Origin of the sequence: Citrobacter sp. W9 (assembly GCF_026719375.1) — a bacterium.
In the GTDB taxonomy this organism is placed as follows: domain Bacteria; phylum Pseudomonadota; class Gammaproteobacteria; order Enterobacterales; family Enterobacteriaceae; genus Citrobacter; species Citrobacter werkmanii.
Genome location: NZ_JAPPTE010000003.1, coordinates 116,590 through 140,578, shown reverse-complemented (window position 1 = coordinate 140,578; position 23,989 = coordinate 116,590). Strand labels below are relative to the sequence as shown.

Below are 23,989 nucleotides of genomic sequence, written 5' to 3'. Positions count from 1 at the left end.
TGCATCGCGGGTAAAGCATTACGCCGGATGGCGCTGCGCTTATCCGGCCTACACAACACCGGGGCGCAGCGCTTCCTTGATTGCTTTTAATTATTCGACAGAGACGTTTTCGAAGTGATGTTTGCCTAATGGATCAACCACATAGCCTTTAACTTCTTTACGCACTGGCTCGTACACGGTGGAGTGAGCAACAATCAGAGCCGGAGCCTGATCGTGCATAACAACCTGAGCTTGTTTGTACAGTTCGATACGCTTGTTGTGATCGTCGGTGGCACGCGCCGGCTGGATCAAGTCTTCAAACGGCTTGTAGCACCAGCGAGAGTAGTTGGAACCGTCTTTCGCTGCCGCACAGCTGAACAGGGTGGCGAAGAAGTTATCCGGATCCCCGTTGTCACCGGTCCAGCCCATCATGACGGCCTGATGCTCACCCGCTTTGGCGCGTTTCAGATACTCGCCCCACTCGTAGGTCACAATCTTGGCCTGAACGCCAATTTTCGCCCAGTCAGCCTGAACCATCTCCGCCATACGGCGTGCGTTCGGGTTGTACGGACGCTGTACCGGCATTGCCCACAGCTCAACGGTAAAGCCTTTGTCCTGACCGGCTTCTTTTAGCAGCGCTTTCGCTTTCTCAGGATCGTAACTGTAGTCTTTAATGTCATCGTTATAGCCCCACATAGTCGGTGGGATCAGGTTCTTCGCGGCCACGCCAGCGCCCTGATAAACGGCTTTGATGATCGCTTCTTTGTTTACCGCGTAAGTCAGCGCCTGACGAACTTTGACGTCATCAAACGGTTTCTTCTCGGTGTTGTAAGAGAGGTAGCCCACGTTCAGACCAGCCTGCTCCATCAGGTTGATGTTTTTATCCTGCTTCATGCGCGCGATGTCTGCCGGGTTTGGATACGGCATCACCTGGCACTCATTCTTCTGCAGTTTGGCGTAACGTACGGAAGCATCAGGCGTAATAGAGAAGACCAGACGGTCGATCTGCGGCTTAGTACCCCAGTAGCCTGGGAAAGCTTTATACAGAATACGGGAGTCTTTCTGGTATTGCTGCAGCTGGAACGGACCGGTACCAATTGGGTTGAGGTCTACTTTCTCCGGGGAACCGGCTTTCAGCATGTTATCTGCGTATTCTTTAGAAAGAATAGAAGCGAAGTCCATCGCCAGATCGGCCAGGAAAGGAGCTTCCGGACGCGTCAGTACGAACTGAACGGTTTTATCGTCCACTTTTTTCACTTCGGAGATCAGATCTGGCAGACCCATCCCTTCGAAGTATTCATAACTGCCGCCAGAGACTTTGTGGTACGGGTTCTGGGCATTTTTCTGACGATCGAACGAGAACACCACGTCATCGGCGTTAAAATCGCGCGTCGGTTTGAAATCTTTATTGTCCTGCCACTTCACGCCCTGGCGCAGGTGGAAGGTGTAGGTTTTACCGTCTTCGCTGATTTCCCACTTCTCAGCAAGGCCCGGGATCACTTCGGTGGTACCGATTTTGAATTCAACCAGGCGGTTATAGATCGGTACGGAGCTGGCATCATAGGTGGTGCCAGAGGTGAAAAGCTGCGGGTTAAAGCCTTCAGGAGATCCTTCTGAACAATAAACCAGAGTTTTAGCCTGTACGCTTGCTGCGACGGTCATGGCCACCAGGCTCAGACCAAGCTTCAGCATCCCTGACTTCTTCAAGGAAATACTCATTCTTCTGCTCCAAATGTGATGTTTGTTGTTTTACCCTTTGCAGTGGGTTTGCACCGCCTGGCCTTTTTTGTTTTTTACCCGGCCGGGTCGGCGTTAAGAGGATGGGGATTCCGTTCACATAAGCGACTGAGTTGCAGTGCGGATTCTCCATGAAATGCCCCTCATGCCCTACAATCTGTCAACAGAATGTGAAAACGTCAATACAGGTAACCGTGATTTACACCAACGGTGAGAATTGACAAACAAAGATTAAAAAAAGTGCAGACGGCTATTTTCAGCAGGGAAATTTGTGCTACGCGCTCTGTACCAGAATAAATATCTTAATATTTAGCAACATTTGGTGATTAACATTTATGCAAATTCTTAAAACTTTCTAAATTAATGCTGCATATCTGAGCGATTAATACCATGAACGTTAAAACGCACAGCGGAAAATGCCAGGTTCAGCCATAAGTAGCGCAAAAAAAGTTTCATGCAAATATAAAAAAAGGCAATGGAATATGTCACAGAATCGTTAACAGTCAGTGGGAAGTGGCGCACAATTTTTGTAGACAAAATGAAGGTCAAAGATGGGGTTGGAAACGCCATACACGCCGGGGTGAAACTGAGCCTGTAGGCCGGATAGAGGATTACTCGCCACTGCGTGGCTCGCCCTGCGGGCCGTTGCTGGCGCAACGTTCTCTCGCTACGCTCGAGTCGAACCTCTTGCCCCCGGAGGTTCTCATCCTCACGGGCCATAATGCAAAAAACCCTGCTCGTTGAGCAGGGTTTTGAATTTGGTCGGTGATAGAGGATTCGAACCTCCGACCCCTTCGTCCCGAACGAAGTGCGCTACCAGGCTGCGCCAATCACCGAATGCGGGGCGCATCTTACTGCTCAGCAGCGCGCCCGTCAATCCCTTAGCATCAAAATGGCATTTGATCGGCGAGAAAGTCAGCAGCCGCCGTTACTGGGCTGCAACCTTCTTCGCGTCCGGGATACGGCACCAGTTGTTATTCTCGTTAATACCGCCATTTGGCGAGGTATAACCAAGGCAACCTAAAATAGTGTCGTACAGCTCCACGTGACGACGCGGCACCTTCATATCCGCTTCTTGCTTCAGATGGGCGAACGCCTTCGCATGATCGGGGTCTTCCAGATACTTGTCAGACATCCACACCAGCATAGGAACGCGGAACTGCTCAGGCGGCGCCATTTTACGCGGCGTCCCGTGCAGGTGCTCACGCTCGTTAATTGACTCACCGTGATCGGCAGCGTAGAACACTATCGCTTTCTTATCGCGCAGTTGATCAAATACTTGAGTGATAAAGTGATCAACATAAGTTACCGAGTTATCGAATGAGTTGATCATCTCCGCTTTTGAGCAGCCGCTATCAACATTGACGCATTCCGGCTTCCACTGTGCATATTCACGGGTGTAGCGCTGCGTATAGTTAAAATGCGATCCTTTGGTATGCAGAATAATCAGGTGATTACTACCGTCATCGTTCTGCTGCAGTGACTGCTGCATCTCGGGAATCAACAGCATGTCATCAACGTTTTTGCCACGGTTACGCGGCTCAGCGCCGATCTGCTCACGGTAGGAGATATTCTCCGCCATGGTATTACTGTAAAACCACATCTCGCTTTGCATGGCGTAGAGATCTGTCTTGAACCCTAGCTGAGTAAGCACGGCGAAAACGTTTTGTTCTTTCAGCGTACGCTGCGGATTTTCTTCCGCCCCACCCTCACGGACAAACATGCAGCGCAGAGAAAGTTTGGTTGCCGTATCGCAGGAATATCCGCGGAATGCGGCCAGATTTTTCTCCTGGGCGAGCCTTGGCGTGGTATTTCGCTCATAGCCAAAAATTCCCATATGATCCCAGCGGGTCGTTTCCCCGATAATAAAGACCACATAGGTGTCGTCGAGGTTCTTCGGCGCGACATAGGTAAACTTTTTGGCCGGGTTCATCAGCGATTTGTTATCTGAAGACTCATCCACCTGCGCCCAGGCGTACAGGCCCAACGCTGAGAGCCAGTTTGACGGCAAATAAGAGTTCGCCACAACCCCGCCATAGCTGGGTAGATCGATGCCGGTTTCCCGTTCAACGCTTCTCTGTTGCATGCTCAACAGGCGAATCGGCACCCACACCATCAGGCCTGCCAGTAACACCACCGCCACGCTACGCCATCTCATGCCCGGGGTACGAATCTGTCTCATTAGCGTATAGCGGCAGCGGTTACTCCAAATAAGAACCAACGGCACAATACTGACTGAAACCAGCCACACGATAAAATGCCAGCCGACGACTTCTTTAGATAAATCAATATCCGTGGTCATGACGGAGGCAATAATACCGTAGCCAATTACCACGTTCAGGAAGGTCATATAATAACTGGCGCCGGCAGAACACAGCACCACAAAGGTTGCCAGCACACGCCAGACCCGGCGGCCGAATAAAGAGAGAAGACGTAATAAAAAGAAGGTCACCAGCACAGTGCCAGCTAATTCAACAACCGCAGAGAGTCCTTTCCAGACGGTGAATTCGTGCGCATATCCGCTAAAGCGACGGAAAAATACAGCACAGTTCATAAACAAACCGATATAGATTGCCAGCAAGAAACTGAGTTTCTGCTGCGTCATCGACTTAATGTATCTCATGCAAACAAACCCTGGGGATCGGGATAAAAACTCCCTGTGCAGCGGCCAAACAGACCTAACAGGGGAAAAATGCGACAACAGCAGAGGTGAAATCTACGGGCGCGGGTAAGTAGACCACAGGAGGGAAGAAAAGTGCTTATAGAGAATGCAAATGACGCATATATTTTTGTAAATATATGCGCCAGGTATTAATCAGGCTACTAATAGATTTAGGCGTGCGCCTCAGTATATACGCTACGTTGCGGCTGGCGAATAGTGGTGGAAAGTGCCAGCGAGATGATTAACAGCGCAAAGATAACGCAGAAGGTCACATAGAATCCGCCAAACAGCGAGGCGATAATGGAACCACAAATACTGCCGATACCGAAGCCCAGGTAAATAACCCCGTAGTTTTTAGCCAGGTTATTGAGACCAAAGAACTCACTCACCAGTGACGGGAACACGGTGATGGTGCCGCCAAAGTTAAATGCCACGCAGGCAATCGCCGCAAAGAACGTAACGTCATTGAGCGGGGCGAACAGCAGTGCCGCCATACCGACCAGCGAAACAACCTGACCAATGGTGATAACACGAATACGAGAGATTTTGTCGGACAGAATACCCAGTACCAGACGGCCTGACAGGTTAGCGATGGAGATGACGGTCACTGCATTTGCCGCCGTGGCTACGTCCATATGCGCCAGGCTCTGTGCAATATCTTTCGCCACGCCAATTACATACAGCCCGCTCATACATGCAGTCAGGAACATCACGGCCAGCATCCAGTACTGTGGTTTACGCATGGACTGCGCCAGAGTGTAGTCGTTCTCGACCACGCCATTTTTCGCCTTCACTTCCTGATTCGGCGCATCTTTCATCAGCATGGAGCCAAAGACGATCATCACCAGCACAATTGCGCCCCAGATCATAAAGGTTTTTTCCAGGCCCACGGTGCTGAGCAGTTGGCTGTCGATAAATTTAAAACCGAGGCTACCCAGGCCATAAGAGCCGATGGCAAAGGCGGAAATCAGCCCCTTACGCTCAGGGAACCATTTTACGCAGTTGGAAAGGGTTAACAGGTATCCTGCGCCATCCGCCAGGCCGACCAGTACACCAGCGCTCAACCACAGCATAATCAGGCTGTCAGAGTGGGCGGTTAAGAAGAAGCCGACGCCCAGTAAGATACCGGAGGCCATGGTGACGCGTTTCACGCCAAAACGTTCTTGCAGTTTTCCGGCGACGGAAGAAGAAATCGCCAACCCCAGGCTCAGCAAACCAAAGGAAAATGCAACCTGACTCACCGGCGCGTCCAGTTTAGAAGAGAGCGCGCCATTAAACAGGCTCCAGGTATAAACAGAACCTAAGGCAAATTGGGTAATGATGGTGCCGATCAGTGTCAGCCAACGGGTACGCTGATAATCAGAAGTTTTCATGGCAGTCTTCCTGCATAAGCAAAATGGGAAATTCTCTGCCAACAACCATACCGAAGCGCCATTTATACCAGGAAAAAACGGCATGAAATGCCGCCAGGACGGAATGAAATGCCTGGATTGCGGAATGAATGACGAGACAAAAAGTCGGGATACTGAATTTTATCGCAAGAGTTAGTACACACTATCGCTGGAAGGCGTGTGATTATTGATCCTGATATGTAACTAAGATGTATAACCAATGATTTCTTTCGTTAAAATTTAGCGCTAACCCCCATGGTGTACATATAGTCGCTATTGTTGGTACTGTTTTCTGCCTGAGAAAGTGCGGCGTAAGCCGCCATATGCGGGTTCAACAGCATATCCGCACCGACGGTAACATCCAGCCAGTTACCGTCCTGTCCTGCTGTCGTCATGCGGCTGAGGCCCGACTGCGCCTTCCAGATATTCTCGCCAAACTGTTGGTTATAGCTGATTTGCGCCCATGGACGCACATCACCGAACTGCGAATTGACTCGCCAGCCTAACGTGCTGACGCTGGCATGCCACAACGGATCGGTCGGTGTTATCGAGGTCGCGCTATCACCAAACTCGTTGTAGGTAGACGTGGTCGAGCCGTCATAATGTAAGGCGGCGACCGGTCCGGTCGTTACCTGTCTGGAAAGCGGAAAGTTCCAGCCCATACTCATGCCGCTGGTCGTATCCATCAGCGTCTGATCGGCCAGATTCACCACCGGACCCGCCACGTTCTGCGTAGAACGAATACGTTCCTCCAGAATGTCGTTATAACGTGGTTGGTGATCGCTGTCCCATGTATAACGTTCAGCCGTATGCCCTGACATCGCATCAACGATATATTCTTGTTGCCAGCCATATGCTGTATTGATGGACAGCGCACAAACTACGACGCTCGCCAGAGTTAACCTTTGGCGACCACTACTGTTTCTTATAATCATCAACGCGACTCCAGAAAAGAGCCGAATTCGGCGATATTATTGTCATTGTGTGTAGGAAATCGGGCCCATCAGGCCCTGTATTAAATATTGTCTTTTTAGCTGGCGCGTCAAGGCGGGCCGAATGAAATTTTTACGCCAGTAAAAACAGCGAGGAAGAATATGCAGCGTTGCGGATGGGTCAGCCAGGACCCACTTTACATTGCCTATCACGACAAGGAATGGGGCGTCCCCGAAACCGATGGCAAGAAGCTGTTCGAAATGATCTGCCTGGAAGGCCAGCAGGCGGGATTATCATGGATTACCGTACTGAAGAAACGGGAAAATTATCGCCACGCCTTCCACCATTTTGATCCGGAAAAAGTGGCAGCCATGACCGAAGAGGATGTGGAAAGGCTGGTACAGGATGCCGGCATTATTCGCCATCGCGGAAAAATTCAGGCCATTATCGGTAACGCTCGCGCCTTTCTGACCATGGCGCAAAACGGTGAACCGTTTAGCGAGTTCGTCTGGTCATTTGTTGATAACCAACCGCAAGTGACCTGCGCCGCCAACCTGAGCGATATCCCCACCTCAACGCCTGCGTCAGATGCTCTGTCTAAGGCATTAAAAAAACGCGGGTTTAAGTTTGTCGGCACCACCATCTGTTACTCCTTTATGCAGGCCTGTGGTCTGGTCAACGACCATATCACCAGTTGCATCTGTTACCCAGGGGCACAACATGATTCGTGAATCTAAAGCTGACGATCTGCCGTCAATTCTGGCGCTGTGGATGGAAAGCACGATCCATGCCCATCCGTTTATCGACGAACGCTACTGGCGCGAAAGTGAACCCGTCGTGCGTGATGTATACCTGCCCGCCGCGCAAACCTGGGTGTGGGAAGAGGAAGGTGTACTCAAAGGCTTTGCCAGCGTGATTGACGAACGCTTTCTTGGCGCGTTGTTTGTCGCGCCAGCGGCCATCAGAAGCGGAATTGGCACAGCGCTGGTGCAGCATGTCCAGCAGCGCTTTTCCCTGCTCAGCCTGGAGGTCTACCAGAAGAATCAGTCAGCGGTAAACTTCTACCATGCGCTGGGTTTTCGCATTGAAGACGGCGCATGGCAGGAAGAGACTCACCACCCCACGTGGATTATGGGCTGGCAGGCGGATCAAACGCCGTAAGCGTCAGGGCGGGTCCATTGTATTTTTCGAGCCACGCCAGCGCAGTGTTGCCCGCGCAGCCATTCCCCAGCTTCGAGCTGGGGAGATCTTTGGTCAGCACATTGACGGCGCCATTTTTACAAAGACCACCGGCAGTAAGATCCAAATCAGGCCAGGCGCCTTCATGAATGCAGATGACGCCAGGTTTGATCCCTGTCGTCACGACTGCACCCGCCAGAATTTGCCCACGCGGGTTCCACACCCTCACCGTGTCGCCATGCTTAATACCACGAGCGTTCGCGTCCTGCGGATGGATCGTAACGGGCTCACGATCCGCCACCGCATACTGCTCACGCAACGCACTGTAATTCAACTGGCTGTGCAAACGGTGCGCCGGATGGGCGGAAAGCAGCTGTAACTGACCCGGCTCGGCGTTACCAAACCACTCATCAGGCGCCAGCCACATCGGGTGTCCCGTACAATCCGCATAGCCGTAACCCGCAATCCTTGCGGAGTAGATTTCAATTTTTCCGCTGTCCGTTTTCAGCGGATGCGCCTGTGGGTCGCGGCGAAAATCCGCAAACCGAATAAATTGCGCGCTGGCGGGGTTTTCCGGCATTTCGATCAGGGCGTTGCGCTGCCAAAACTCGGTGAAGGGCGGCAGTGTAACCTGCTGGCTGGCCCCGCGCTGCCCGGCAATATTATAAAAGGTCTCCAGCCACGCCAGCTCGCTTTTACCTTCGGTGAAGCGTTCATACCCGCCCTTTTCCCAGCGCTCGCTCAGTTCGGCAAAAACATCAAAATCATTGCGCGCCTCATACTGCGGCGGCACAACCTGCTTCATCGGCACCAGGTGCTGGTTGCTGTAATCACCCGTCATGGTGAGGTCGTTGCGCTCAAACGAGGTGGTCGCCGGTAATACGATATCGGCATGCTTTGCTGCGGCGGTCCAGAAACACTCCGAGATAACCACCAGCTCCGGTTTTTGCCAGGCGCGAATCAGACGGTTGGTGTCCTGGTGATGAGTAAAGTTGGCCCCGCCGGCCCACCACAACATGCGGATGTCCGGGAAATGCCGGTCCATTCCATTGTGCTGGTAAAAACCCCCGGGGTTCTCCAGCGCTTCGACAATTCGCGCCACCGGGATTTTATCCACCGCGTCGGTGCCGCCTTTAACGCTGGCCTGCATTGAAGCCAATACAGCGGCACGACGCGTTGGGTTACCGCCGTTGGCAAAATGGTACGACAGCCCAAAGCCACCGCCAGGCGTGCCGATTTGCCCGAGCATGGCGGCCAGGGTGACAATCATCCAGTGTTTCTGCTCGCCATACTGTTGGCGCTGCATCCCCCACCCCGCCATCAGCATGGTGGTGTTTTGGTGAAATATCGCCGCCAGTTCGCGTATTTTTTCCGCTGTTATCCCACAAATTTCAGCAGCCCACTCTGCCGTTTTTGCGACATTATCAGTTTTACCCAGCAGATAGTCGGCAAAGCGGTCATAACCGGTGGTACAGCGGGCGAGAAAGTCCGCGTCGTGCCAGCCGTTTTCCACCAGCGTATGCGCGATGCCCAGCATCAGCGCCACGTCGGTTCCCATATGCGGGGCGATCCATTCCATCTTATCGCCAAAGAAGTCCACGCTTTCCGATCGCATCGGATCGATACAGATCAAACGCTTGCCGCTATCACGCAATGCCTCGAAGTAAGCGAGACCCTGTTCGTCGGAAGCATTCCAGGCAATCTTCAGGGTATTCAGCGGATTGGCGCTCCATAACACCACCACATCGCTGTGTTCCAGCACGACAGGCCAGCTGGTCTGTTGCTGGTAAACTTCGTTACCGCCCACCACGTACGGCATGATGGCCTGCGCGGCGCCCGTGGAGTAATCCCCCAGATGCCCGGTATAACCCCCCGCCAACGCCATGTAGCGCTGTAACAGGGTCGCGGCTTTATGTAACACACCGTTGGAGCGCCAGCCGTAGGAACCAGCGAAAATCGAGGCCGGGCCATAGCTGTCACGGATGCGTTTATGCTGCGTATGGATAAGCGTCAGCGCGTCATCCCAACTGACGCGAACAAACTCATCCTGCCCGCGCACGCCTTGTGGGCTTTCCGGCGAGACGAGGAAGCCTTTACGTACCATCGGAAAACGTACCCGCGTTTTACTGTGTACCTGGTCACGCACCACAGTTTGCAAAGAGTTGGGATAAGTGGTGGGCAATGCGCCACGGGAGGAGAAAACGGTCTCGCCATCGGTTTCGACGAGAATAGGTCCCCAGTGGGCGGCGGTTAACACTGAGTAGTGTGCGGGTGAATTAGCCAAGATGGCGCTCCTGAATACGATGTGGCGGCTTATTTATTCTGCCGTTCAATGTTACTTACAAATTTCAGAGTCTTCCCTGGAATTTTCTTCATGTTCACACGTCATAATCAACCGCCACCGTCGCTGTGGCAAAGAAGAATAAGTCATTAAGGAATTGAGATGAAGAAACGTGTTTTTGTTATTGCTGCCATCGTGAGCGGCGCCCTGGCGGTTTCTGGCTGCACAACAAACCCTTACACCGGCGAACGCGAAGCGGGTAAATCCGGCATTGGCGCAGGCATTGGCTCTCTGGTCGGCGCAGGTATTGGCGCACTCTCGTCTTCGAAGAAAGATCGCGGCAAGGGCGCACTGATTGGCGCAGCGGCTGGCGCGGCCGTTGGCGGTGGTATCGGCTATTACATGGATGTGCAGGAAGCAAAACTGCGCGAAAAAATGCAGGGAACCGGCGTCAGCGTGACGCGTAGTGGCGATAACATCATTCTGAACATGCCAAACAACGTCACCTTCGACAGCAGTAGCGCTAACCTGAAACCTGCCGGGGCTAACACCCTGACCGGCGTGGCCATGGTCCTGAAAGAGTACAATAAAACCGCGGTTAACGTGCTGGGCTTCACCGACAGCACCGGCAGCCAGGATCTGAATATGCGTCTGTCGCAGCAGCGTGCGGACTCCGTCGCCAGCGCCTTGATCACTCAAGGGGTCGCAGCTAACCGTATCCGCACTCAGGGTATGGGTCCGGCAAACCCAATCGCCAGCAACAGCACGGCGGAAGGTAAGGCGCAGAACCGCCGCGTAGAGATCACCTTAAGCCCGATCCAGTAACGTTTTGAGCCGGAGACAGGGTGCGCCCGGTCCGGCATGAAGCACTTGCCATCGTTGATTTTCGCGTTAAGGTGTTGTCACCAAATTCAGGGAAATCAGCGATGAGCAAATCAACACGGGCAACCATCAGCGATGTGGCAAAGGCCGCAAAAACCGGCAAGACCAGCATTTCACGCTACCTCAACGGTGAAAAGCACCTGCTTTCCGACGCGCTGCTGGCCCGCATTGAACAAGCCATTGCCGATCTCGACTACCGACCCAGCCTGATGGCACGCGGCCTGAAACACGGTCGCACCCGCCTGATTGGCCTGATCATCGCAGATATTACCAATCCCTACTCTGTCAACGTATTAAGCGGAATTGAAGCCGCCTGTCGCGATAAAGGCTTTACCCCGCTGGTATGTAACACCAACAACGAAGTGGATCAGGAGTTGCACTATCTTGACCTGTTGCGCAGTTACCAGGTCGAAGGGATTGTGGTCAACGCCGTTGGGATGCGTGAAGAGGGGCTGAACCGCCTGCAACAGTCTGCGCTACCGATGGTACTGATTGATCGTAAAATACCCGATTTCGCCTGTGATATGGTCGGACTGGATAACACCCAGGCCGCAACGATTGCCACGGAACACCTGCTTGAACAAGGCTTTGAAGCCATTCTGTTTCTCAGCGAACCACTCGGCATGGTGAATACCCGCCGCGAACGTTTGAGCGCCTTTCGCGCCACGCTCGCACGCTACCCCGGCGTTATCGCGCAAAATGCCGAAGTTCCGCTAACGGACAATGCGCAACTGGATGACACGCTGCGCCAGTTCCACCAGCAGCATCGAGGCATGCGCAAAGCCGTTATCTCCGCCAACGGCGCCCTCACGCTACAGGTTGCCCGCGCCCTGAAACGCATTGGCCTCAACTGGGGCAGCGATATCGGCCTGCTCGGGTTTGACGAGCTGGAATGGGCCGAGCTGGCGGGTGTCGGCATTACCACGCTGAAACAACCCACCTGGCAGATTGGCTACACCGCCGTGGAACAGGTTGTACGCCGGATCGATGGCGGTTCTGATGCCATTCAGGAGCAGGTTTTCTCTGGTGAATTGATCGTGCGCGGATCTACCGCCCGTTAAATTTCCTTCGTGATGGTGATCATAAATTCAGCATCATGGGCTTTTCTTTGGAACCGGTTCCATCTAGCGTTATAGCAAGAACGCTGGTTATGGAGTTTCCATGAAAAGAAAAATTATGGTGGTCACCGCCGCCTACGGCTACGAGCGGGTCCGCGCTGCGGGTGGACAAACCGCCATGCTGCCCATTATTGCCGAAGCTGGTGCTGACGGCGTCGAAATTCGCCGCGAGATGTTAACTGACACCGAACTCACCACACTGTCAACGATGGCCTCAGCGATCGAAATCTTCGGCCTGCTGGCCTGTTATTCAGCGCCTGAGCCGCTGTTCCTTGAGGACGGTAACCTCAATCCCCGTCTTCCGGCGTTACTCGCAGAAGCGCAGGCCCTGCAAGCGCTGTGGTTAAAAGTCTCTCTTGGTCATTTTTCCCATACCGGCCAGTTCGACGTTTTACGTACATGGCTGGCTGACAGCGGGATGGAGCTGGTTGTCGAAAACGATCAGACCGCCTGCGGACGCCTGCAGTCGATGCAGTGCTTTAACGAAACCTGTCAGGCGCAAAACCTGCCGATCTCTCTGACCTTTGATATGGGCAACTGGCTGTGGGTTGGCGACTCCCCGGAAGAGGCGGCGAAAAACCTGGCGCCAACCGTGGGATACATCCATGTCAAAGCCGCAGTTACGCATCACGACAGCTACCGCGCAGTGCCGCCTGATGCTACCGAACCGCGCTGGCTGGCACTGTTAAAAACGCTGCCTGACGATGTTCCGCGCGGCATCGAGTTTCCCCTGGAAGGGCAGGATTTGACGGCGGTTACCCGCCATTACGTCGAGCTGTTACGCGAGGAGTAACGCATGAAGAATTCACTGGATGTGGTCACCATTGGTGAAGCGATGGCGATGTTTGTCGCCACGCAAACCGGCGACCTGGCGGATGTAGAGCAATTTATCAAGCGCGTGGCAGGCGCTGAACTCAACGTGGCGACCGGTCTTGCTCGTTTGGGTCTGAATGTCGGCTGGGTAAGCCGCGTAGGTAACGACAGTTTTGGCCGTTTTATTATTAAGTCGCTGGAAAAAGAAGGGATTGATGCGCAGGGAGTCACCCAGGATGAGCGCTTCGCTACCGGCTTTCAGCTTAAATCTAAGGTCGAAAATGGAACCGATCCCATTGTGGAGTACTTCCGCAAAGGGTCCGCAGCCAGCCATCTCAGTATTGAGGATTACCACGAGAACTATTTTGCCAGCGCACGTCACTTGCACCTGAGCGGCGTGGCAGCCGCGCTTTCCGCCAGCTCCTATGAACTTCTGGCGCATACCGCCCGCACGCTGAAAGCCCAAGGGAAAACCATCTCCTTTGACCCGAATTTGCGTCCGGTGCTGTGGAAAAGCGAAGCCGAGATGGTGGAAAAACTGAACCGGCTGGCATTCCAGGCTGACTGGGTTTTGCCTGGTCTAAAAGAGGGAATGATTCTCACCGGACAACAAACGCCTGAAGCCATCGCCGACTTTTATCTGCGCCATGGGGTGAAGGCAGTCATTATCAAAACCGGGGCAGATGGCGCCTGGTACAAAACCGCCAGCGGCGAGCACGGCTGCGTCGCACCGGTAAAAGTCGACAACGTGGTTGATACGGTCGGCGCAGGAGATGGCTTTGCCGTGGGCGTGATCAGCGCTCTGCTGGAAGGCCGCTCGCTGCATCAGGCGGCGACCCGCGGCAATAAAATTGGCGCACTGGCCATTCAGGTTCAGGGCGACAGCGAAGGATTACCCACACGTGAACAATTAGGGGAATAACCCCCCGGCCAACTCTGTACCCTACATACAGAGACGGCGTATCAGCATAACCAGAGGGCAGTCTATGAATAGCTCAACCAATGCAGCAAAACGCTGGTGGTACATCATGCCAATCGTGTTTATCACGTATAGCCTGGCGTACCTTGACCGCGCGAACTTCAGCTTCGCCTCCGCCGCAGGCATTAACGAGGATCTCGGCATTACCAAAGGGATCTCTTCCCTGCTGGGCGCTCTGTTTTTCCTTGGCTATTTCTTCTTCCAGATCCCGGGCGCAATTTACGCCGAGCGTCGCAGCGTACGAAAATTGATTTTTATCTGCCTGATCCTGTGGGGGGCTTGCGCCTCGTTAACCGGGATGGTCAGCAATATTCCGATGCTGGCCGCTATCCGCTTTATTCTTGGTGTCGTTGAAGCTGCCGTGATGCCCGCAATGCTGATTTACATCAGCAACTGGTTTACGAAATCCGAGCGTTCACGCGCTAACACCTTCTTAATCCTCGGTAACCCGGTTACTGTCTTATGGATGTCCGTCGTTTCCGGTTATCTCATTCAGGCGCTGGGCTGGCGGGAAATGTTCATCATCGAGGGCTTCCCGGCCATCATCTGGGCGTTCTGCTGGTGGGTACTGGTAAAAGACAAACCGTCTCAGGTCGGCTGGCTGTCGGAATCCGAAAAAGCTGCGCTTCAGGCCCAACTGGAACAAGAGCAACAAGGGATCAAAGCCGTGCGTAACTACGGTGAGGCCTTCCGCTCACGTAACGTCATCCTGCTGTGTATGCAGTATTTCGCCTGGAGTATTGGCGTCTACGGTTTTGTGCTGTGGCTGCCGTCCATCATTCGCAACGGTGGTGCAAATCTGGGGATGGTGGAAGTTGGCTGGCTGTCATCCGTACCGTATCTGGCGGCGACGGCAGCGATGATTCTCGTCTCCTGGGCCTCTGATAAACTGCAAAACCGTAAGCTGTTTGTCTGGCCGCTGTTACTGATTGCCGCTTTCGCCTTTATCGGCTCCTGGGCCGTTGGCGCAGATCACTTCTGGGTGTCCTACACGCTGCTGGTTATCGCGGGCGCGGCAATGTACGCCCCATATGGTCCCTTCTTCGCCATCATTCCTGAAATGCTGCCGCGCAACGTGGCCGGTGGCGCCATGGCGCTGATTAACAGCATGGGCGCATTAGGCTCATTCTTTGGTTCCTGGTTTGTCGGCTACCTCAATGGCGCAACCGGCAGCCCATCCGCCTCGTACATTTTTATGGGGGTAGCGCTTTTTGCCTCAGTATGGCTAACTCTTATTGTTAAGCCTGCTAATAATCAACAGCTACCTGTTGGCGCACGCCACGCTTAAATTTTAACTTACGGAGATCCGCATGAAGCCGTCCATTATTCTCTATAAAGCGTTACCTGACGAATTACTGCATCGCCTGGAAGAGCATTTTACTGTGACTTCTGTACCGAACCTGCGCCCGGAAACGGTCGCACAGCACGCCGAAGCCTTTGCCAACGCCGAAGGCCTGCTGGGCTCCAGTGAAGCCGTCAATACCGCGTTGTTGGAGAAAATGCCCAGGCTGCGAGCGACATCCACAATTTCCGTAGGCTATGACAACTTCGATGTCGATGCCCTTAATGCGCGTAAGGTGCTGTTGATGCATACGCCAACCGTACTAACGGAAACCGTCGCCGACACGGTGATGGCGCTGATGTTAAGCACCGCTCGCCGTGTGGTGGAAGTTGCTGAACGGGTTAAGTCTGGCGAATGGACCAAAAGTATCGGGCCGGACTGGTTTGGTACCGATGTCCACCACAAAACGCTGGGAATTGTCGGCATGGGTCGTATTGGGCTCGCGCTGGCGCAGCGTGCGCATTTCGGCTTTAGCATGCCGATTCTCTATAACGCCCGCCGTCATCATCACGAAGCGGAAGAACGCTTCAACGCGCGTTACTGCGATCTCGACACACTGTTGCAGGAGTCTGATTTTGTCTGCCTGATCCTGCCATTAACCAACGAAACACATCATCTGTTCAGTACCGAGCAGTTTGCCAAAATGAAGTCTTCCGCCATTTTCATTAATGCCGGACGTGGTCCGGTGGTCGATGAAAAAGCGTTGATTAGCGCTCTGCAAAACGGCGACATTCATGCCGCAGGTCTGGATGTGTTTGAGCAGGAGCCAGTAGCGACAGACTCTCCGCTGCTGTCACTGCCCAATGTGGTGGCCGTGCCGCACATCGGTTCCGCCACGCACGAAACGCGCTATAACATGGCGGCCTGCGCGGTGGATAACTTAATCGATGCGCTGCAAGGAAGAGTGGAGAAGAACTGCGTCAACCCGCAGGTCGCGCAATAAACAAAAGGCCGGGTAGCGCTCACGCTTACCCGGCCTTGCATGTATTACAGTACTCTTTTACTGAGTGGCATTCACCGCAGCAGTCCAGGCTTGAGTAAACGCCTGATGCTGAGCAGCCAACGGGCCAATCAACGTGTTGTACTGACTTGCCTGTTGTGAGGTTGGGAACTGGATACCGTTGGCGACAAAGCTCACCTGCGTATCCTGTTGCGCCACAAAATCACCGACCTGCACCAGTTGCTGCGTGAAGATTTGCGCGGCAGGGATCAGCGGCTGTAACGCCTCTGAAGGCGCAGTGACGACTTTATTGTAGACCTGATCAAAGACCGGCTTGAGATCCTCGCCCTGTTTCAGCGCGCCATGCGCAGCATCTGCCTGCAGTTTCGCATTCTGCAACTGTTGCCCTAACACACCCAGTGCGCCATTTGCCTGACGCAGCGGTTCACGCTGAGTCACATAATCCTGAGGAACACGAATCGCATTTACGCTATCAACGACCGGCGCAGACCGGAGTCCATCGCCTGATTAATCTGTTGAGAATAGCCATACAGAATCGCGTAATCGGACACAAACGGGCCAAACTGTTTTTTCTGATCGGCGGTCAGCGTTGGTAAACGCTCCCCGCTACGCATTGCAGTATTCTGCAGAAAATCGATAAACGCTTTGCGCTGATCGCCTTCTTTATCAAAACACCCACTCAGGCCAACTACCATTAAGAGCGCCAAAACAGGCGCAAACCAGCGAGAGCAGGACTTACCTGTCGCCATTTTAATACTCCTTTCACCCAAAAATGCGCACAACGACACCCGCGTGCCAGACGTTGACAAGGATAGTCCAGGTCAGGCTCGCAAGATACCCTTTCCGCGTAATCTTGTGAGGGAAAATAACCGCTCCCGCCCCCCTTTTTTTTGCTAAACAATGCGCCATTCAGTACCCAGGGCCATATTTTCGTCATCTTTACAATTGGGAGCGATCGTTCGGAGATCGCGACCTTAATCAGTTTGTTAGCCTGTAAAGGCTTGTCGCTCATACTCTGCTGAAACGGATCCATCACGCAAACCTTAGATCCGACTTCATTTTTTCCGACTACTCTTAAGGAGCTTCGATGAAATTCACGATCCCGCTGTGTGATTTATAGGAGTTCTCAATGGAATACAAAGATCCAATGTTTGAACTGCTGAGCAGTCTGGAGCAGATTGTTTTTAAAGATGTATCGCAGACAGTTACTCTGACGCAAAAAACCAACCCTTTCACCGAATTTGAACAGCTACGACGAGGGACAGGTTTAAAAACAGATGATTTTGCCCGAGTGATGGGCGTGACGGTCGCGATGGTGCATGAATGGGAGTCTAAACGCGTTAAGCCTTCCACTACCGAATTGAAGTTGATGCGCCTGATCCAGGCCGATCCGAGATTAAGTAAGCAGTTGATGGATTGAACTATTTTTTAATTTTGCTGAAGAACGGTCCGGTAAAAGGGCCGTTCCCTTACGGAGGGTATCCACAAATAAGAAAATAGTAGTTGCATCCACAGGCGTAAAATGAGTTAATGCTCTCAACGGTTTGACGTACAGACCATTACAGCAGTTTAGTAAGGCAAGTCCCTTCAAGAGTTATCATTGATACCCCTCGTAGTGAGCATTTCCTTTACTGTTAAAAAATCTGTAGAGCACGCCATATCGCCGAAAGGCACACTTATTTTTTAAAAGGTAATACACTATGTCCGGTAAAATGACTGGTATCGTAAAATGGTTCAACGCTGATAAAGGTTTCGGCTTCATCACTCCTGACGATGGCTCTAAAGACGTGTTCGTACACTTCTCTGCTATCCAGAACGATGGCTACAAATCTCTGGACGAAGGTCAGAAAGTTTCCTTCACCATCGAAAGCGGCGCTAAAGGCCCGGCAGCTGGCAACGTAACCAGCCTGTAAGCTTAAAAAGCTCAAAATTCTGAATCCCTGCCAAACGGCGGGGATTTTTTTATCTGTATTCCGCAATGCATCCCACCGAAACGCGTCTTTGCATTACTTTACCCGCCGTACCTTTGACCTTTCCCTAAGGGCAAGCTTTATAGTGAGCCAGTCTGTATTCCATAATGTTCACAAGGAATTGAAGCTATGTCGAAATCCTCACTGCTGCTGGTTTTAGGTTTGCTCACAACGGGTACTGCATTCGCGGCGACCCCGGAGGCCACTTTTCTGGCGGAACATGGACTCAGCGGTAAATCCGTTGAGCAAATCGTAGAGACTATTGACCAGTCGCCGCAGAGTCGCCCGTTGCCTTACTCAGCGTCTGTCACCAGCACCGCGCTGAAACTCTCTTCTGGCGATCAGGTTTATACCCTGCCGCTCGGTGACAAATTCTACCTGTCATTTGCCCCCTATGAATGGCAAACACACCCTTGCTTCAACCATAGTCTGTCTGGCTGCCAGGGCGAAATGCCGGAGAAGACATTCAATGTCAAGGTGACGGACAGTAAGGGAGAGGTCGTGGTACAAAAAGCGATGAAGAGCGGTCGAAACGGCTTCGTCGGGGTATGGCTACCGCGCAATATGGAAGGCACCATCGCAGTAAGCTACAACGGTAAATCAGCCGAGTATCCCATTAAGACTATGGAAGACAGCCAGACCTGCCTGACTAAGTTGCAGTTGCGCTAACACATAAAAAAATGCCGGATAAGGCGGAGACGCCATCCGGCATTTTCTAAGTCAGCTCAGGACCGTTACTGTAGCAGCGAAATATCCGCCACGCGCAGGAACAGCTCGCGCAGTTTTTCGAGCATAGACAGACGGTTAATACGCAGTTCTTTATCTTCTACGTTAACCATGACTTTCTCGAAGAAGGCATCGACCGGTTCACGCAGTGCCGATAGCTCAACCAGCGCTTCCTGGTAATGCCCGGCTGCAAAGACTGGCTCCAGCTTGTCGCGCAGCACCACAACCTGCATCGCCAGCGCAATTTCTTCCGGCTCTTTCAGCGTTGCCGCATTCACGCGGTCGTTCAGCGTTTCTTCAGACTTCGCCAGGATGTTCGATACACGCTTGTTCGCCGCAGCCAGCGCGGACGCGGCTTCCAGCGTACGGAAGTGCGATACCGCCTTCATACGTGCGTCGAAATCAGCCGGACGAGTCGGACGACGCGCCAGCACGGCCTGAATGGTATCAACGGTGTAACCTTCATCCTGATACCAGGCGCGGAAGCGACCGAGCATAAAGTCGATAACGTCATCCACGACTTTCGCGTTGGTCAGCTTGTCACCATACAGACGAACCGCTTCCTCGGTCAGCGTTTGCAGATCGAGATTCAGGTTCTTCTCAACGATAATACGCAGCACCCCCAGCGCGGCACGACGCAGCGCAAACGGGTCTTTGTCGCCTTTCGGATGCTGGCCGATACCGAAGATACCCGCCAGGGTATCCATCTTGTCGGCAATCGCCACGGCACAGGCTACCGGGTTAGACGGCAGGTCATCGCCGGCAAAGCGCGGCTGATACTGCTCGTTTAGCGCCACGGCCACATCTTCCGCTTCGCCATCATGACGCGCATAGTGCATGCCCATCACGCCCTGGGTGTCGGTGAACTCAAAGACCATGTTGGTCATCAGGTCACACTTGGACAGCAGGCCCGCACGCGTTGCGTGGTTAACGTCAGCGCCAATCTGGCCAGCAATCCAGCCCGCCAGCGCCTGGATACGATCGGTCTTGTCGCGCAGCGTACCCAGTTGCTGTTGGAACAGCACGGTTTGCAGACGCGGCAGATGATCTTCCAGACGTTTTTTACGGTCGGTATTGAAGAAGAACTCGGCATCCGCCAGACGCGGGCGAACCACTTTCTCGTTACCGGAAATAATCTGGCTCGGATCTTTCGATTCGATGTTGGCAACGAAGATAAAGTTCGGCAGCAGTTTGCCGTCGTTGGCGTAAACCGGGAAGTACTTCTGGTCGCCTTTCATGGTGTGAACCAGCGCTTCTGACGGAACCGCGAGGAATTTATCTTCGAACTTCGCGGTCAGCACTACTGGCCATTCCACCAGCGAGGTGACTTCTTCCAGCAGGCTTTCGCTCAGATCGGCGTTACCGCCAATCTTGCGCGCCGCTTCTTCAGCATCGGCTTTGATTTTCGCTTTACGCTCAGCGTAATCCGCAATCACTTTACCGCGCTCACGCAGGATTTCTGGGTATTGATCGGCAGAATCGATGGTGAACTCCGCTTCGCCCATAAAGCGATGGCCGCGAATCACGCGATCGGACTGAATGCCCAGAATCGTTGCCGGAATCACTTTGTCACCCAGCAGCAGAGTCACGGTGTGAACCGGACGCACGAAATGGACGTCAGACGCGCCCCAGCGCATCAGTTTCGGGATCGGCAGCTTAGCCAGCGAGGTGGCGATCATGTTCGGCAGCAGCGTTTCAGCGCTTTCGCCTTTCACATGCGCGCGGTACAACAACCACTCGCCTTTATCGGTGGTCAGACGCTCGGCCTGGTCAACGGTGATACCGCAGCCACGCGCCCAACCTTCTGCCGCTTTACTCGGTTTGCCTTCGGCGTCAAACGCCTGAGCAATTGCCGGGCCGCGTTTTTCAACTTCACGGTCAGGTTGCGCTTCAGCCAGGTTCGCGACTTTCAGCGCCAGACGACGCGGTGCGGCGAACCACTCAACGTTGCCGTGCGCGATGCCAGCGTTATCCAGCTCCGCGGTAAAGTTCGCAGCAAAGGACTCAGCCAGGCTGCGCAGTGCTTTTGGTGGCAGCTCTTCAGTGCCGATTTCCACCAGAAAAGTTTTCTCAGACATGGCCGCCTCTTATTTCTCTTTGTTGCACATCGGGAAGCCAAGGGCTTCACGGGAAGCGTAGTAAGCTTCTGCCACAGCTTTAGTCAGGGTGCGAATGCGCAGGATATAGCGCTGACGCTCGGTGACGGAGATGGCTTTACGCGCATCCAGCAGGTTGAAGCTATGGGCGGCTTTCAGAATACGTTCATACGCAGGCAGCGGCAGTGGATTTTCCAGCGCCAGCAGCTGCTGCGCTTCTTTCTCGTACTGCTCGAAGCAGGTGAACAGGAAGTCCACGTCGGCGTATTCGAAGTTATAGGTGGATTGCTCCACTTCGTTCTGATGGAACACGTCGCCGTAAGTGGTTTTACCCAGCGGGCCGTCGCTCCAGACCAGGTCGTAAACGCTGTCTACGCCCTGAATGTACATGGCCAGACGTTCCAGACCGTAGGTAATTTCCCCGGTCACAGGTTTACATTCCAGACCACCAACCTGCTGGAAGTAGGTGAACTGCGTGACTTCCATACCGTTCAGCCACACTTCCCAACCCAGCCCCCAGGCACCCAGCGTCGGGTTCTCCCAGTTATCTTCCACGAAACGGATGTCGTGAATGGTCGGGTCCATACCCAGCTCTTTCAGAGAACCCAGGTACAGCTCCTGAATATTGTCCGGAGACGGCTTAATCACTACCTGGAACTGATAGTAGTGCTGTAAGCGGTTCGGGTTTTCGCCATAGCGGCCGTCGGTCGGACGACGAGAAGGCTGCACATACGCAGTCGCCATCGGTTCCGGCCCCAGCGCACGCAGGCAGGTCATTGGGTGAGATGTCCCCGCGCCGACTTCCATGTCCAATGGTTGAACGATGGTGCAGCCCTGGCGAGCCCAGTAATCCTGTAAGGTCAGGATCAAGCCCTGGAAGGTCCTGGTATCAAACTTTTGCATATTATTTCGTGCTGGATACGTGTGGATTTAAAGGAAGCGGTCAGTATACCCGCTGGCTGCAAGATATACAGTACGAAACGGGAAAAAGGGGGAACTTAGCGCATGGAAAGGTGCAAAAACTGCCCGTCTGCATCAAAAGAGCAGACAAAACTCTCTTTACGGAAGGTCGAACCGCGCATTTCATAGCTGCCCTGGAATTGTTCCAGGCCGGCGATATCAATTTTCTGCGCGCCGGTGTTATAAAGCTCTGCCGCTTCACTTTTGCACAATGCCGCCATATCGAGCGAACGTGCGGCATTCACCTTTTGCGCCTTCTGCGCAGGTGCAGGCGGCTGTGTGTCGGCGCACGCCGCCAACAAAAAGATAGCGAGCGCGGGAAAGAAATACTTCATCATCATTTTATTACCGCCTGGTTTGCTGGTCAGTCTTATTATTAGTGTCTGGAAACGGATCTTATTTTGAGAATCTCATCAGACCATCTCAAGCTTTAGCGTAAAAACTCAGATTATTCCAGTGAGTTACGCTCGCAAAAAATCGGTCAGACTTTTTTTAATGGAGACAGAGGAACTGATGCAGCCCAAAATTTTCTGGATTGATAACCTGCGCGGAATAGCTTGTTTAATGGTCGTGATGATCCACACCACAACCTGGTACATCACCAATGCGCACAGCGTCAGCCCGTTTAATTGGGATCTGGCCAATGTGCTCAATTCCGCCTCTCGCGTCAGCGTACCGTTGTTCTTTATGATTTCGGGTTATCTGTTTTTTGGCGAACGCAGCGCCAAACCGCGCCATTTCACGCGCATCGCGCTGTGCATTCTTTTTTACAGCAGCGTGTCGCTGGCCTATATCCTGTTGTTTACCTCGATCAACGCTGAGCTGTCGCTGAAAAACCTGCTGCAAAAGCCGGTGTTCTATCACCTGTGGTTTTTCTTCGCCATCGCCGTCATCTACCTGGTTTCCCCGCTGATACAGGTGAAAAATATCAGCGGCAAGATGCTGCTGGCTCTCATGGTAGTGACTGGGGTGATTGCCAATCCCAACACCGTCTCGCAAAAAATCGGCGGTTTTGAGTGGCTTCCCATCAACCTGTACATCAGTGGCGACACTTTCTATTACATCCTGTACGGCATGCTGGGAAGGGCGATTGGCATGATGGATACACAGAAACGTTCGCTCACCTGGCTCTGTGCAGCGTTGTTCATCGTCGCCGTGTTTGTTATCTCTCGAGGCACGTTGCATGAACTGCGCTGGCGAGGCAATTTTGCCGATACCTGGTACCTCTACTGCGGCCCGGCAGTATTTATTTGCGCCGTCTCGCTCCTGACGCTGGTCAAAAACACGCTCAGCACGCGCACTCTGCCGGTATTGGGCCTTATTTCCCGTCACTCGTTGGGTATTTATGGCTTTCATGCGCTGATCATTCACGCGCTGCGCACCAACGGTTTAGAACTCAAGAACTGGCCACCGCTGGATATGCTATGGATTTTTAGCGCCACGCTGGCGGGTAGCCTGCTGTTATCCATACTGTTGCAGCGCATTGATACACGCAGGCTGGTGAGTTAAGCCTCACCGTTTTGTTCATTCTGCCCTGGACGCAGCAGTAAAACTTGTCCGACCAAACACACGAAGAATGCTGCCGGGTATAGCCCCTTTTCGATGGGCGCTAACGGAATATTCCATATCCCTACCAGCAGTAGTCCAAGCGTTATCAACGCCACCATCTTGCATATGGAGGTGAAGCATTCGTCATTCTGATTAAGATTTACAGCACGCTGATAAGCATACGTCACGAACATTCCCGTCATCAGCGCACCCAAAAAATAGCCTTTGCCACTCAATAACGGGCAGGCATGCCATAAGCCAACAACGTAAATCAGTATGCCAGAGAAGAATAATATCCATGGCAACAGCCTGGTCGTCTTCATTGGGATCTCCTTATCCATCATGGGTACAATATGAATAACCCGCTAAAGACAACACAGAAATATGCCACCACACTGGATTTTCAGAATAAATCCATGCGTATCAATTATT

General features: G+C 53.1%; 23 protein-coding genes, 1 tRNA gene, 1 other RNA gene and 1 pseudogene. 13 read left to right on the top strand and 13 right to left on the bottom strand.

Annotated elements, in window-relative coordinates; genetic code table 11:
* Positions 1-90: 90 nt before the first annotated feature.
* From dppA to OOJ59_RS07095, 6 genes are all read right to left on the bottom strand, one after another.
* A complete protein-coding gene (dppA, locus tag OOJ59_RS07120) occupies positions 91-1,698 on the bottom strand; it encodes a dipeptide ABC transporter periplasmic-binding protein DppA (protein ID WP_038635147.1) in 1,608 nt (535 codons plus the stop codon).
* On the bottom strand, positions 1,613-1,849 hold the full coding sequence (locus OOJ59_RS07115) for a hypothetical protein (protein ID WP_162267364.1): 237 nt from the start codon (positions 1,847-1,849) through the stop codon (positions 1,613-1,615). Before OOJ59_RS07115 ends, dppA begins: the two co-directional genes overlap by 86 nt.
* Positions 1,850-2,309: 460 nt before the next feature.
* A non-coding RNA gene (locus OOJ59_RS07110) (RtT sRNA) lies at positions 2,310-2,443 on the bottom strand.
* A gap of 32 nt (positions 2,444-2,475) precedes the next feature.
* Positions 2,476-2,552, bottom strand: a tRNA-Pro gene (locus OOJ59_RS07105).
* A 92-nt stretch (positions 2,553-2,644) separates the two neighbouring features.
* A complete protein-coding gene (gene eptB / locus OOJ59_RS07100; protein ID WP_085049073.1) occupies positions 2,645-4,339 on the bottom strand; it encodes a kdo(2)-lipid A phosphoethanolamine 7''-transferase in 1,695 nt (564 codons plus the stop codon).
* Between the two features lie 209 nt (positions 4,340-4,548).
* Positions 4,549-5,751, bottom strand: coding sequence for an L-lactate MFS transporter (locus tag OOJ59_RS07095; RefSeq protein WP_038635150.1), 1,203 nt, complete (start codon positions 5,749-5,751; stop codon positions 4,549-4,551).
* Here OOJ59_RS07095 and OOJ59_RS07090 point away from each other — a divergent pair.
* Positions 5,750-5,926 carry a hypothetical protein gene (locus OOJ59_RS07090; RefSeq protein WP_159121630.1) on the top strand — a complete coding sequence of 59 codons (177 nt, stop codon included), beginning with the start codon at positions 5,750-5,752 and terminating at the stop codon, positions 5,924-5,926. The two genes, OOJ59_RS07095 and OOJ59_RS07090, sit on opposite strands and share 2 nt — an antisense overlap.
* A 76-nt stretch (positions 5,927-6,002) precedes the next feature.
* On the opposite strand, the gene OOJ59_RS07085 is transcribed toward OOJ59_RS07090, so the two are convergent.
* Positions 6,003-6,704, bottom strand: coding sequence for an autotransporter outer membrane beta-barrel domain-containing protein (locus tag OOJ59_RS07085; RefSeq protein WP_038635151.1), 702 nt, complete (start codon positions 6,702-6,704; stop codon positions 6,003-6,005).
* Between the two features lie 159 nt (positions 6,705-6,863).
* Between OOJ59_RS07085 and tag the strand changes: the two genes are divergently transcribed.
* Positions 6,864-7,433, top strand: a complete 570-nt coding sequence (gene tag / locus OOJ59_RS07080) for a DNA-3-methyladenine glycosylase I (RefSeq protein WP_038635153.1) — start codon at positions 6,864-6,866, stop codon at positions 7,431-7,433.
* Entirely contained in the window at positions 7,423-7,863 is a 441-nt protein-coding gene (locus tag OOJ59_RS07075; protein WP_087857191.1) for an N-acetyltransferase, read from the top strand. Before tag ends, OOJ59_RS07075 begins: the two co-directional genes overlap by 11 nt.
* Here OOJ59_RS07075 and OOJ59_RS07070 read toward each other — a convergent pair.
* Positions 7,832-10,165, bottom strand: coding sequence for a molybdopterin guanine dinucleotide-containing S/N-oxide reductase (locus tag OOJ59_RS07070; RefSeq protein WP_160955356.1), 2,334 nt, complete (start codon positions 10,163-10,165; stop codon positions 7,832-7,834). The genes OOJ59_RS07075 and OOJ59_RS07070 overlap by 32 nt on opposite strands.
* 159 nt (positions 10,166-10,324) lie before the next feature.
* Here OOJ59_RS07070 and OOJ59_RS07065 point away from each other — a divergent pair, with 159 nt between their 5' ends.
* The 6 genes from OOJ59_RS07065 to ghrB all read left to right on the top strand — a co-directional run bounded on the left by OOJ59_RS07065 (position 10,325) and on the right by ghrB (position 16,239).
* Positions 10,325-10,987: an OmpA family lipoprotein gene (locus OOJ59_RS07065; protein WP_003827397.1), complete on the top strand. Its 663-nt coding sequence runs from the start codon at positions 10,325-10,327 to the stop codon at positions 10,985-10,987.
* Positions 10,988-11,088: 101 nt separating this feature from the next.
* Positions 11,089-12,105 (top strand): LacI family DNA-binding transcriptional regulator, encoded by a 1,017-nt coding sequence (locus tag OOJ59_RS07060; protein ID WP_038635169.1) that lies wholly within the window; start codon positions 11,089-11,091, stop codon positions 12,103-12,105.
* A gap of 100 nt (positions 12,106-12,205) precedes the next feature.
* Positions 12,206-12,955 carry a sugar phosphate isomerase/epimerase family protein gene (locus OOJ59_RS07055; RefSeq protein WP_160955357.1) on the top strand — a complete coding sequence of 250 codons (750 nt, stop codon included), beginning with the start codon at positions 12,206-12,208 and terminating at the stop codon, positions 12,953-12,955.
* 3 nt (positions 12,956-12,958) lie between these two features.
* Positions 12,959-13,897, top strand: a complete 939-nt coding sequence (locus tag OOJ59_RS07050) for a sugar kinase (protein WP_160955358.1) — start codon at positions 12,959-12,961, stop codon at positions 13,895-13,897.
* Between the two features lie 64 nt (positions 13,898-13,961).
* Positions 13,962-15,242: an MFS transporter gene (locus OOJ59_RS07045; RefSeq protein ID WP_137346670.1), complete on the top strand. Its 1,281-nt coding sequence runs from the start codon at positions 13,962-13,964 to the stop codon at positions 15,240-15,242.
* Positions 15,243-15,264: 22 nt separating this feature from the next.
* On the top strand, positions 15,265-16,239 hold the full coding sequence (gene ghrB, locus OOJ59_RS07040) for a glyoxylate/hydroxypyruvate reductase GhrB (RefSeq protein WP_160955359.1): 975 nt from the start codon (positions 15,265-15,267) through the stop codon (positions 16,237-16,239).
* A 57-nt stretch (positions 16,240-16,296) separates the two neighbouring features.
* Here ghrB and OOJ59_RS07035 read toward each other — a convergent pair.
* Positions 16,297-17,006 (bottom strand): annotated as a pseudogene (locus OOJ59_RS07035) (DUF3053 domain-containing protein).
* Between the two features lie 380 nt (positions 17,007-17,386).
* On the opposite strand from OOJ59_RS07035, the gene OOJ59_RS07030 reads away from it, so the two are divergent.
* From OOJ59_RS07030 to cueP, 3 genes are all read left to right on the top strand, one after another.
* Complete coding sequence (locus OOJ59_RS07030; RefSeq protein WP_003024273.1) at positions 17,387-17,677, top strand: HTH-type transcriptional regulator; 291 nt, start codon at positions 17,387-17,389, stop codon at positions 17,675-17,677.
* A gap of 280 nt (positions 17,678-17,957) precedes the next feature.
* The gene (gene cspE / locus OOJ59_RS07025; protein WP_000014594.1) at positions 17,958-18,170 is read left to right on the top strand and encodes a transcription antiterminator/RNA stability regulator CspE; all 213 of its coding nucleotides are present in this window, start codon (positions 17,958-17,960) and stop codon (positions 18,168-18,170) included.
* Positions 18,171-18,356: 186 nt separating this feature from the next.
* Positions 18,357-18,896 (top strand): copper-binding periplasmic metallochaperone CueP, encoded by a 540-nt coding sequence (gene cueP, locus OOJ59_RS07020; RefSeq protein WP_001620860.1) that lies wholly within the window; start codon positions 18,357-18,359, stop codon positions 18,894-18,896.
* Between the two features lie 65 nt (positions 18,897-18,961).
* Here cueP and glyS read toward each other — a convergent pair whose 3' ends face one another.
* The 3 genes from glyS to OOJ59_RS07005 all read right to left on the bottom strand — a co-directional run bounded on the left by glyS (position 18,962) and on the right by OOJ59_RS07005 (position 22,350).
* Positions 18,962-21,031 carry a glycine--tRNA ligase subunit beta gene (gene glyS / locus OOJ59_RS07015; protein WP_042311682.1) on the bottom strand — a complete coding sequence of 690 codons (2,070 nt, stop codon included), beginning with the start codon at positions 21,029-21,031 and terminating at the stop codon, positions 18,962-18,964.
* A gap of 9 nt (positions 21,032-21,040) precedes the next feature.
* Positions 21,041-21,952, bottom strand: a complete 912-nt coding sequence (glyQ, locus tag OOJ59_RS07010; RefSeq protein WP_001168552.1) for a glycine--tRNA ligase subunit alpha — start codon at positions 21,950-21,952, stop codon at positions 21,041-21,043.
* A 95-nt stretch (positions 21,953-22,047) separates the two neighbouring features.
* Complete coding sequence (locus OOJ59_RS07005; protein WP_038635204.1) at positions 22,048-22,350, bottom strand: YsaB family lipoprotein; 303 nt, start codon at positions 22,348-22,350, stop codon at positions 22,048-22,050.
* A 172-nt stretch (positions 22,351-22,522) separates the two neighbouring features.
* On the opposite strand from OOJ59_RS07005, the gene OOJ59_RS07000 reads away from it, so the two are divergent.
* Complete coding sequence (locus tag OOJ59_RS07000) at positions 22,523-23,518, top strand: acyltransferase (protein ID WP_069323830.1); 996 nt, start codon at positions 22,523-22,525, stop codon at positions 23,516-23,518.
* On the opposite strand, the gene yiaB is transcribed toward OOJ59_RS07000, so the two are convergent.
* Entirely contained in the window at positions 23,515-23,880 is a 366-nt protein-coding gene (yiaB, locus tag OOJ59_RS06995) for an inner membrane protein YiaB (RefSeq protein WP_087857195.1), read from the bottom strand. The genes OOJ59_RS07000 and yiaB overlap by 4 nt on opposite strands.
* Positions 23,881-23,989 lie beyond the last annotated feature (109 nt).

Bases quoted from the DNA above. Each gene is read 5' to 3' on its own strand.
- dppA (WP_038635147.1), bottom strand. From the start codon at position 1,698: ATGAGTATTTCCTTGAAGAAGTCAGGGATGCTGAAGCTTGGTCTGAGC.
- OOJ59_RS07115 (WP_162267364.1), bottom strand. From the start codon at position 1,849: ATGGAGAATCCGCACTGCAACTCAGTCGCTTATGTGAACGGAATCCCC.
- eptB (WP_085049073.1), bottom strand. From the start codon at position 4,339: ATGAGATACATTAAGTCGATGACGCAGCAGAAACTCAGTTTCTTGCTG.
- OOJ59_RS07090 (WP_159121630.1), top strand. From the start codon at position 5,750: ATGGCAGTCTTCCTGCATAAGCAAAATGGGAAATTCTCTGCCAACAAC.
- OOJ59_RS07095 (WP_038635150.1), bottom strand. From the start codon at position 5,751: ATGAAAACTTCTGATTATCAGCGTACCCGTTGGCTGACACTGATCGGC.
- OOJ59_RS07085 (WP_038635151.1), bottom strand. From the start codon at position 6,704: ATGATTATAAGAAACAGTAGTGGTCGCCAAAGGTTAACTCTGGCGAGC.
- tag (WP_038635153.1), top strand. From the start codon at position 6,864: ATGCAGCGTTGCGGATGGGTCAGCCAGGACCCACTTTACATTGCCTAT.
- OOJ59_RS07075 (WP_087857191.1), top strand. From the start codon at position 7,423: ATGATTCGTGAATCTAAAGCTGACGATCTGCCGTCAATTCTGGCGCTG.
- OOJ59_RS07065 (WP_003827397.1), top strand. From the start codon at position 10,325: ATGAAGAAACGTGTTTTTGTTATTGCTGCCATCGTGAGCGGCGCCCTG.
- OOJ59_RS07060 (WP_038635169.1), top strand. From the start codon at position 11,089: ATGAGCAAATCAACACGGGCAACCATCAGCGATGTGGCAAAGGCCGCA.
- OOJ59_RS07055 (WP_160955357.1), top strand. From the start codon at position 12,206: ATGAAAAGAAAAATTATGGTGGTCACCGCCGCCTACGGCTACGAGCGG.
- OOJ59_RS07050 (WP_160955358.1), top strand. From the start codon at position 12,959: ATGAAGAATTCACTGGATGTGGTCACCATTGGTGAAGCGATGGCGATG.
- OOJ59_RS07045 (WP_137346670.1), top strand. From the start codon at position 13,962: ATGAATAGCTCAACCAATGCAGCAAAACGCTGGTGGTACATCATGCCA.
- ghrB (WP_160955359.1), top strand. From the start codon at position 15,265: ATGAAGCCGTCCATTATTCTCTATAAAGCGTTACCTGACGAATTACTG.
- OOJ59_RS07030 (WP_003024273.1), top strand. From the start codon at position 17,387: ATGGAATACAAAGATCCAATGTTTGAACTGCTGAGCAGTCTGGAGCAG.
- cspE (WP_000014594.1), top strand. From the start codon at position 17,958: ATGTCCGGTAAAATGACTGGTATCGTAAAATGGTTCAACGCTGATAAA.
- cueP (WP_001620860.1), top strand. From the start codon at position 18,357: ATGTCGAAATCCTCACTGCTGCTGGTTTTAGGTTTGCTCACAACGGGT.
- glyS (WP_042311682.1), bottom strand. From the start codon at position 21,031: ATGTCTGAGAAAACTTTTCTGGTGGAAATCGGCACTGAAGAGCTGCCA.
- glyQ (WP_001168552.1), bottom strand. From the start codon at position 21,952: ATGCAAAAGTTTGATACCAGGACCTTCCAGGGCTTGATCCTGACCTTA.
- OOJ59_RS07005 (WP_038635204.1), bottom strand. From the start codon at position 22,350: ATGATGATGAAGTATTTCTTTCCCGCGCTCGCTATCTTTTTGTTGGCG.
- OOJ59_RS07000 (WP_069323830.1), top strand. From the start codon at position 22,523: ATGCAGCCCAAAATTTTCTGGATTGATAACCTGCGCGGAATAGCTTGT.
- yiaB (WP_087857195.1), bottom strand. From the start codon at position 23,880: ATGAAGACGACCAGGCTGTTGCCATGGATATTATTCTTCTCTGGCATA.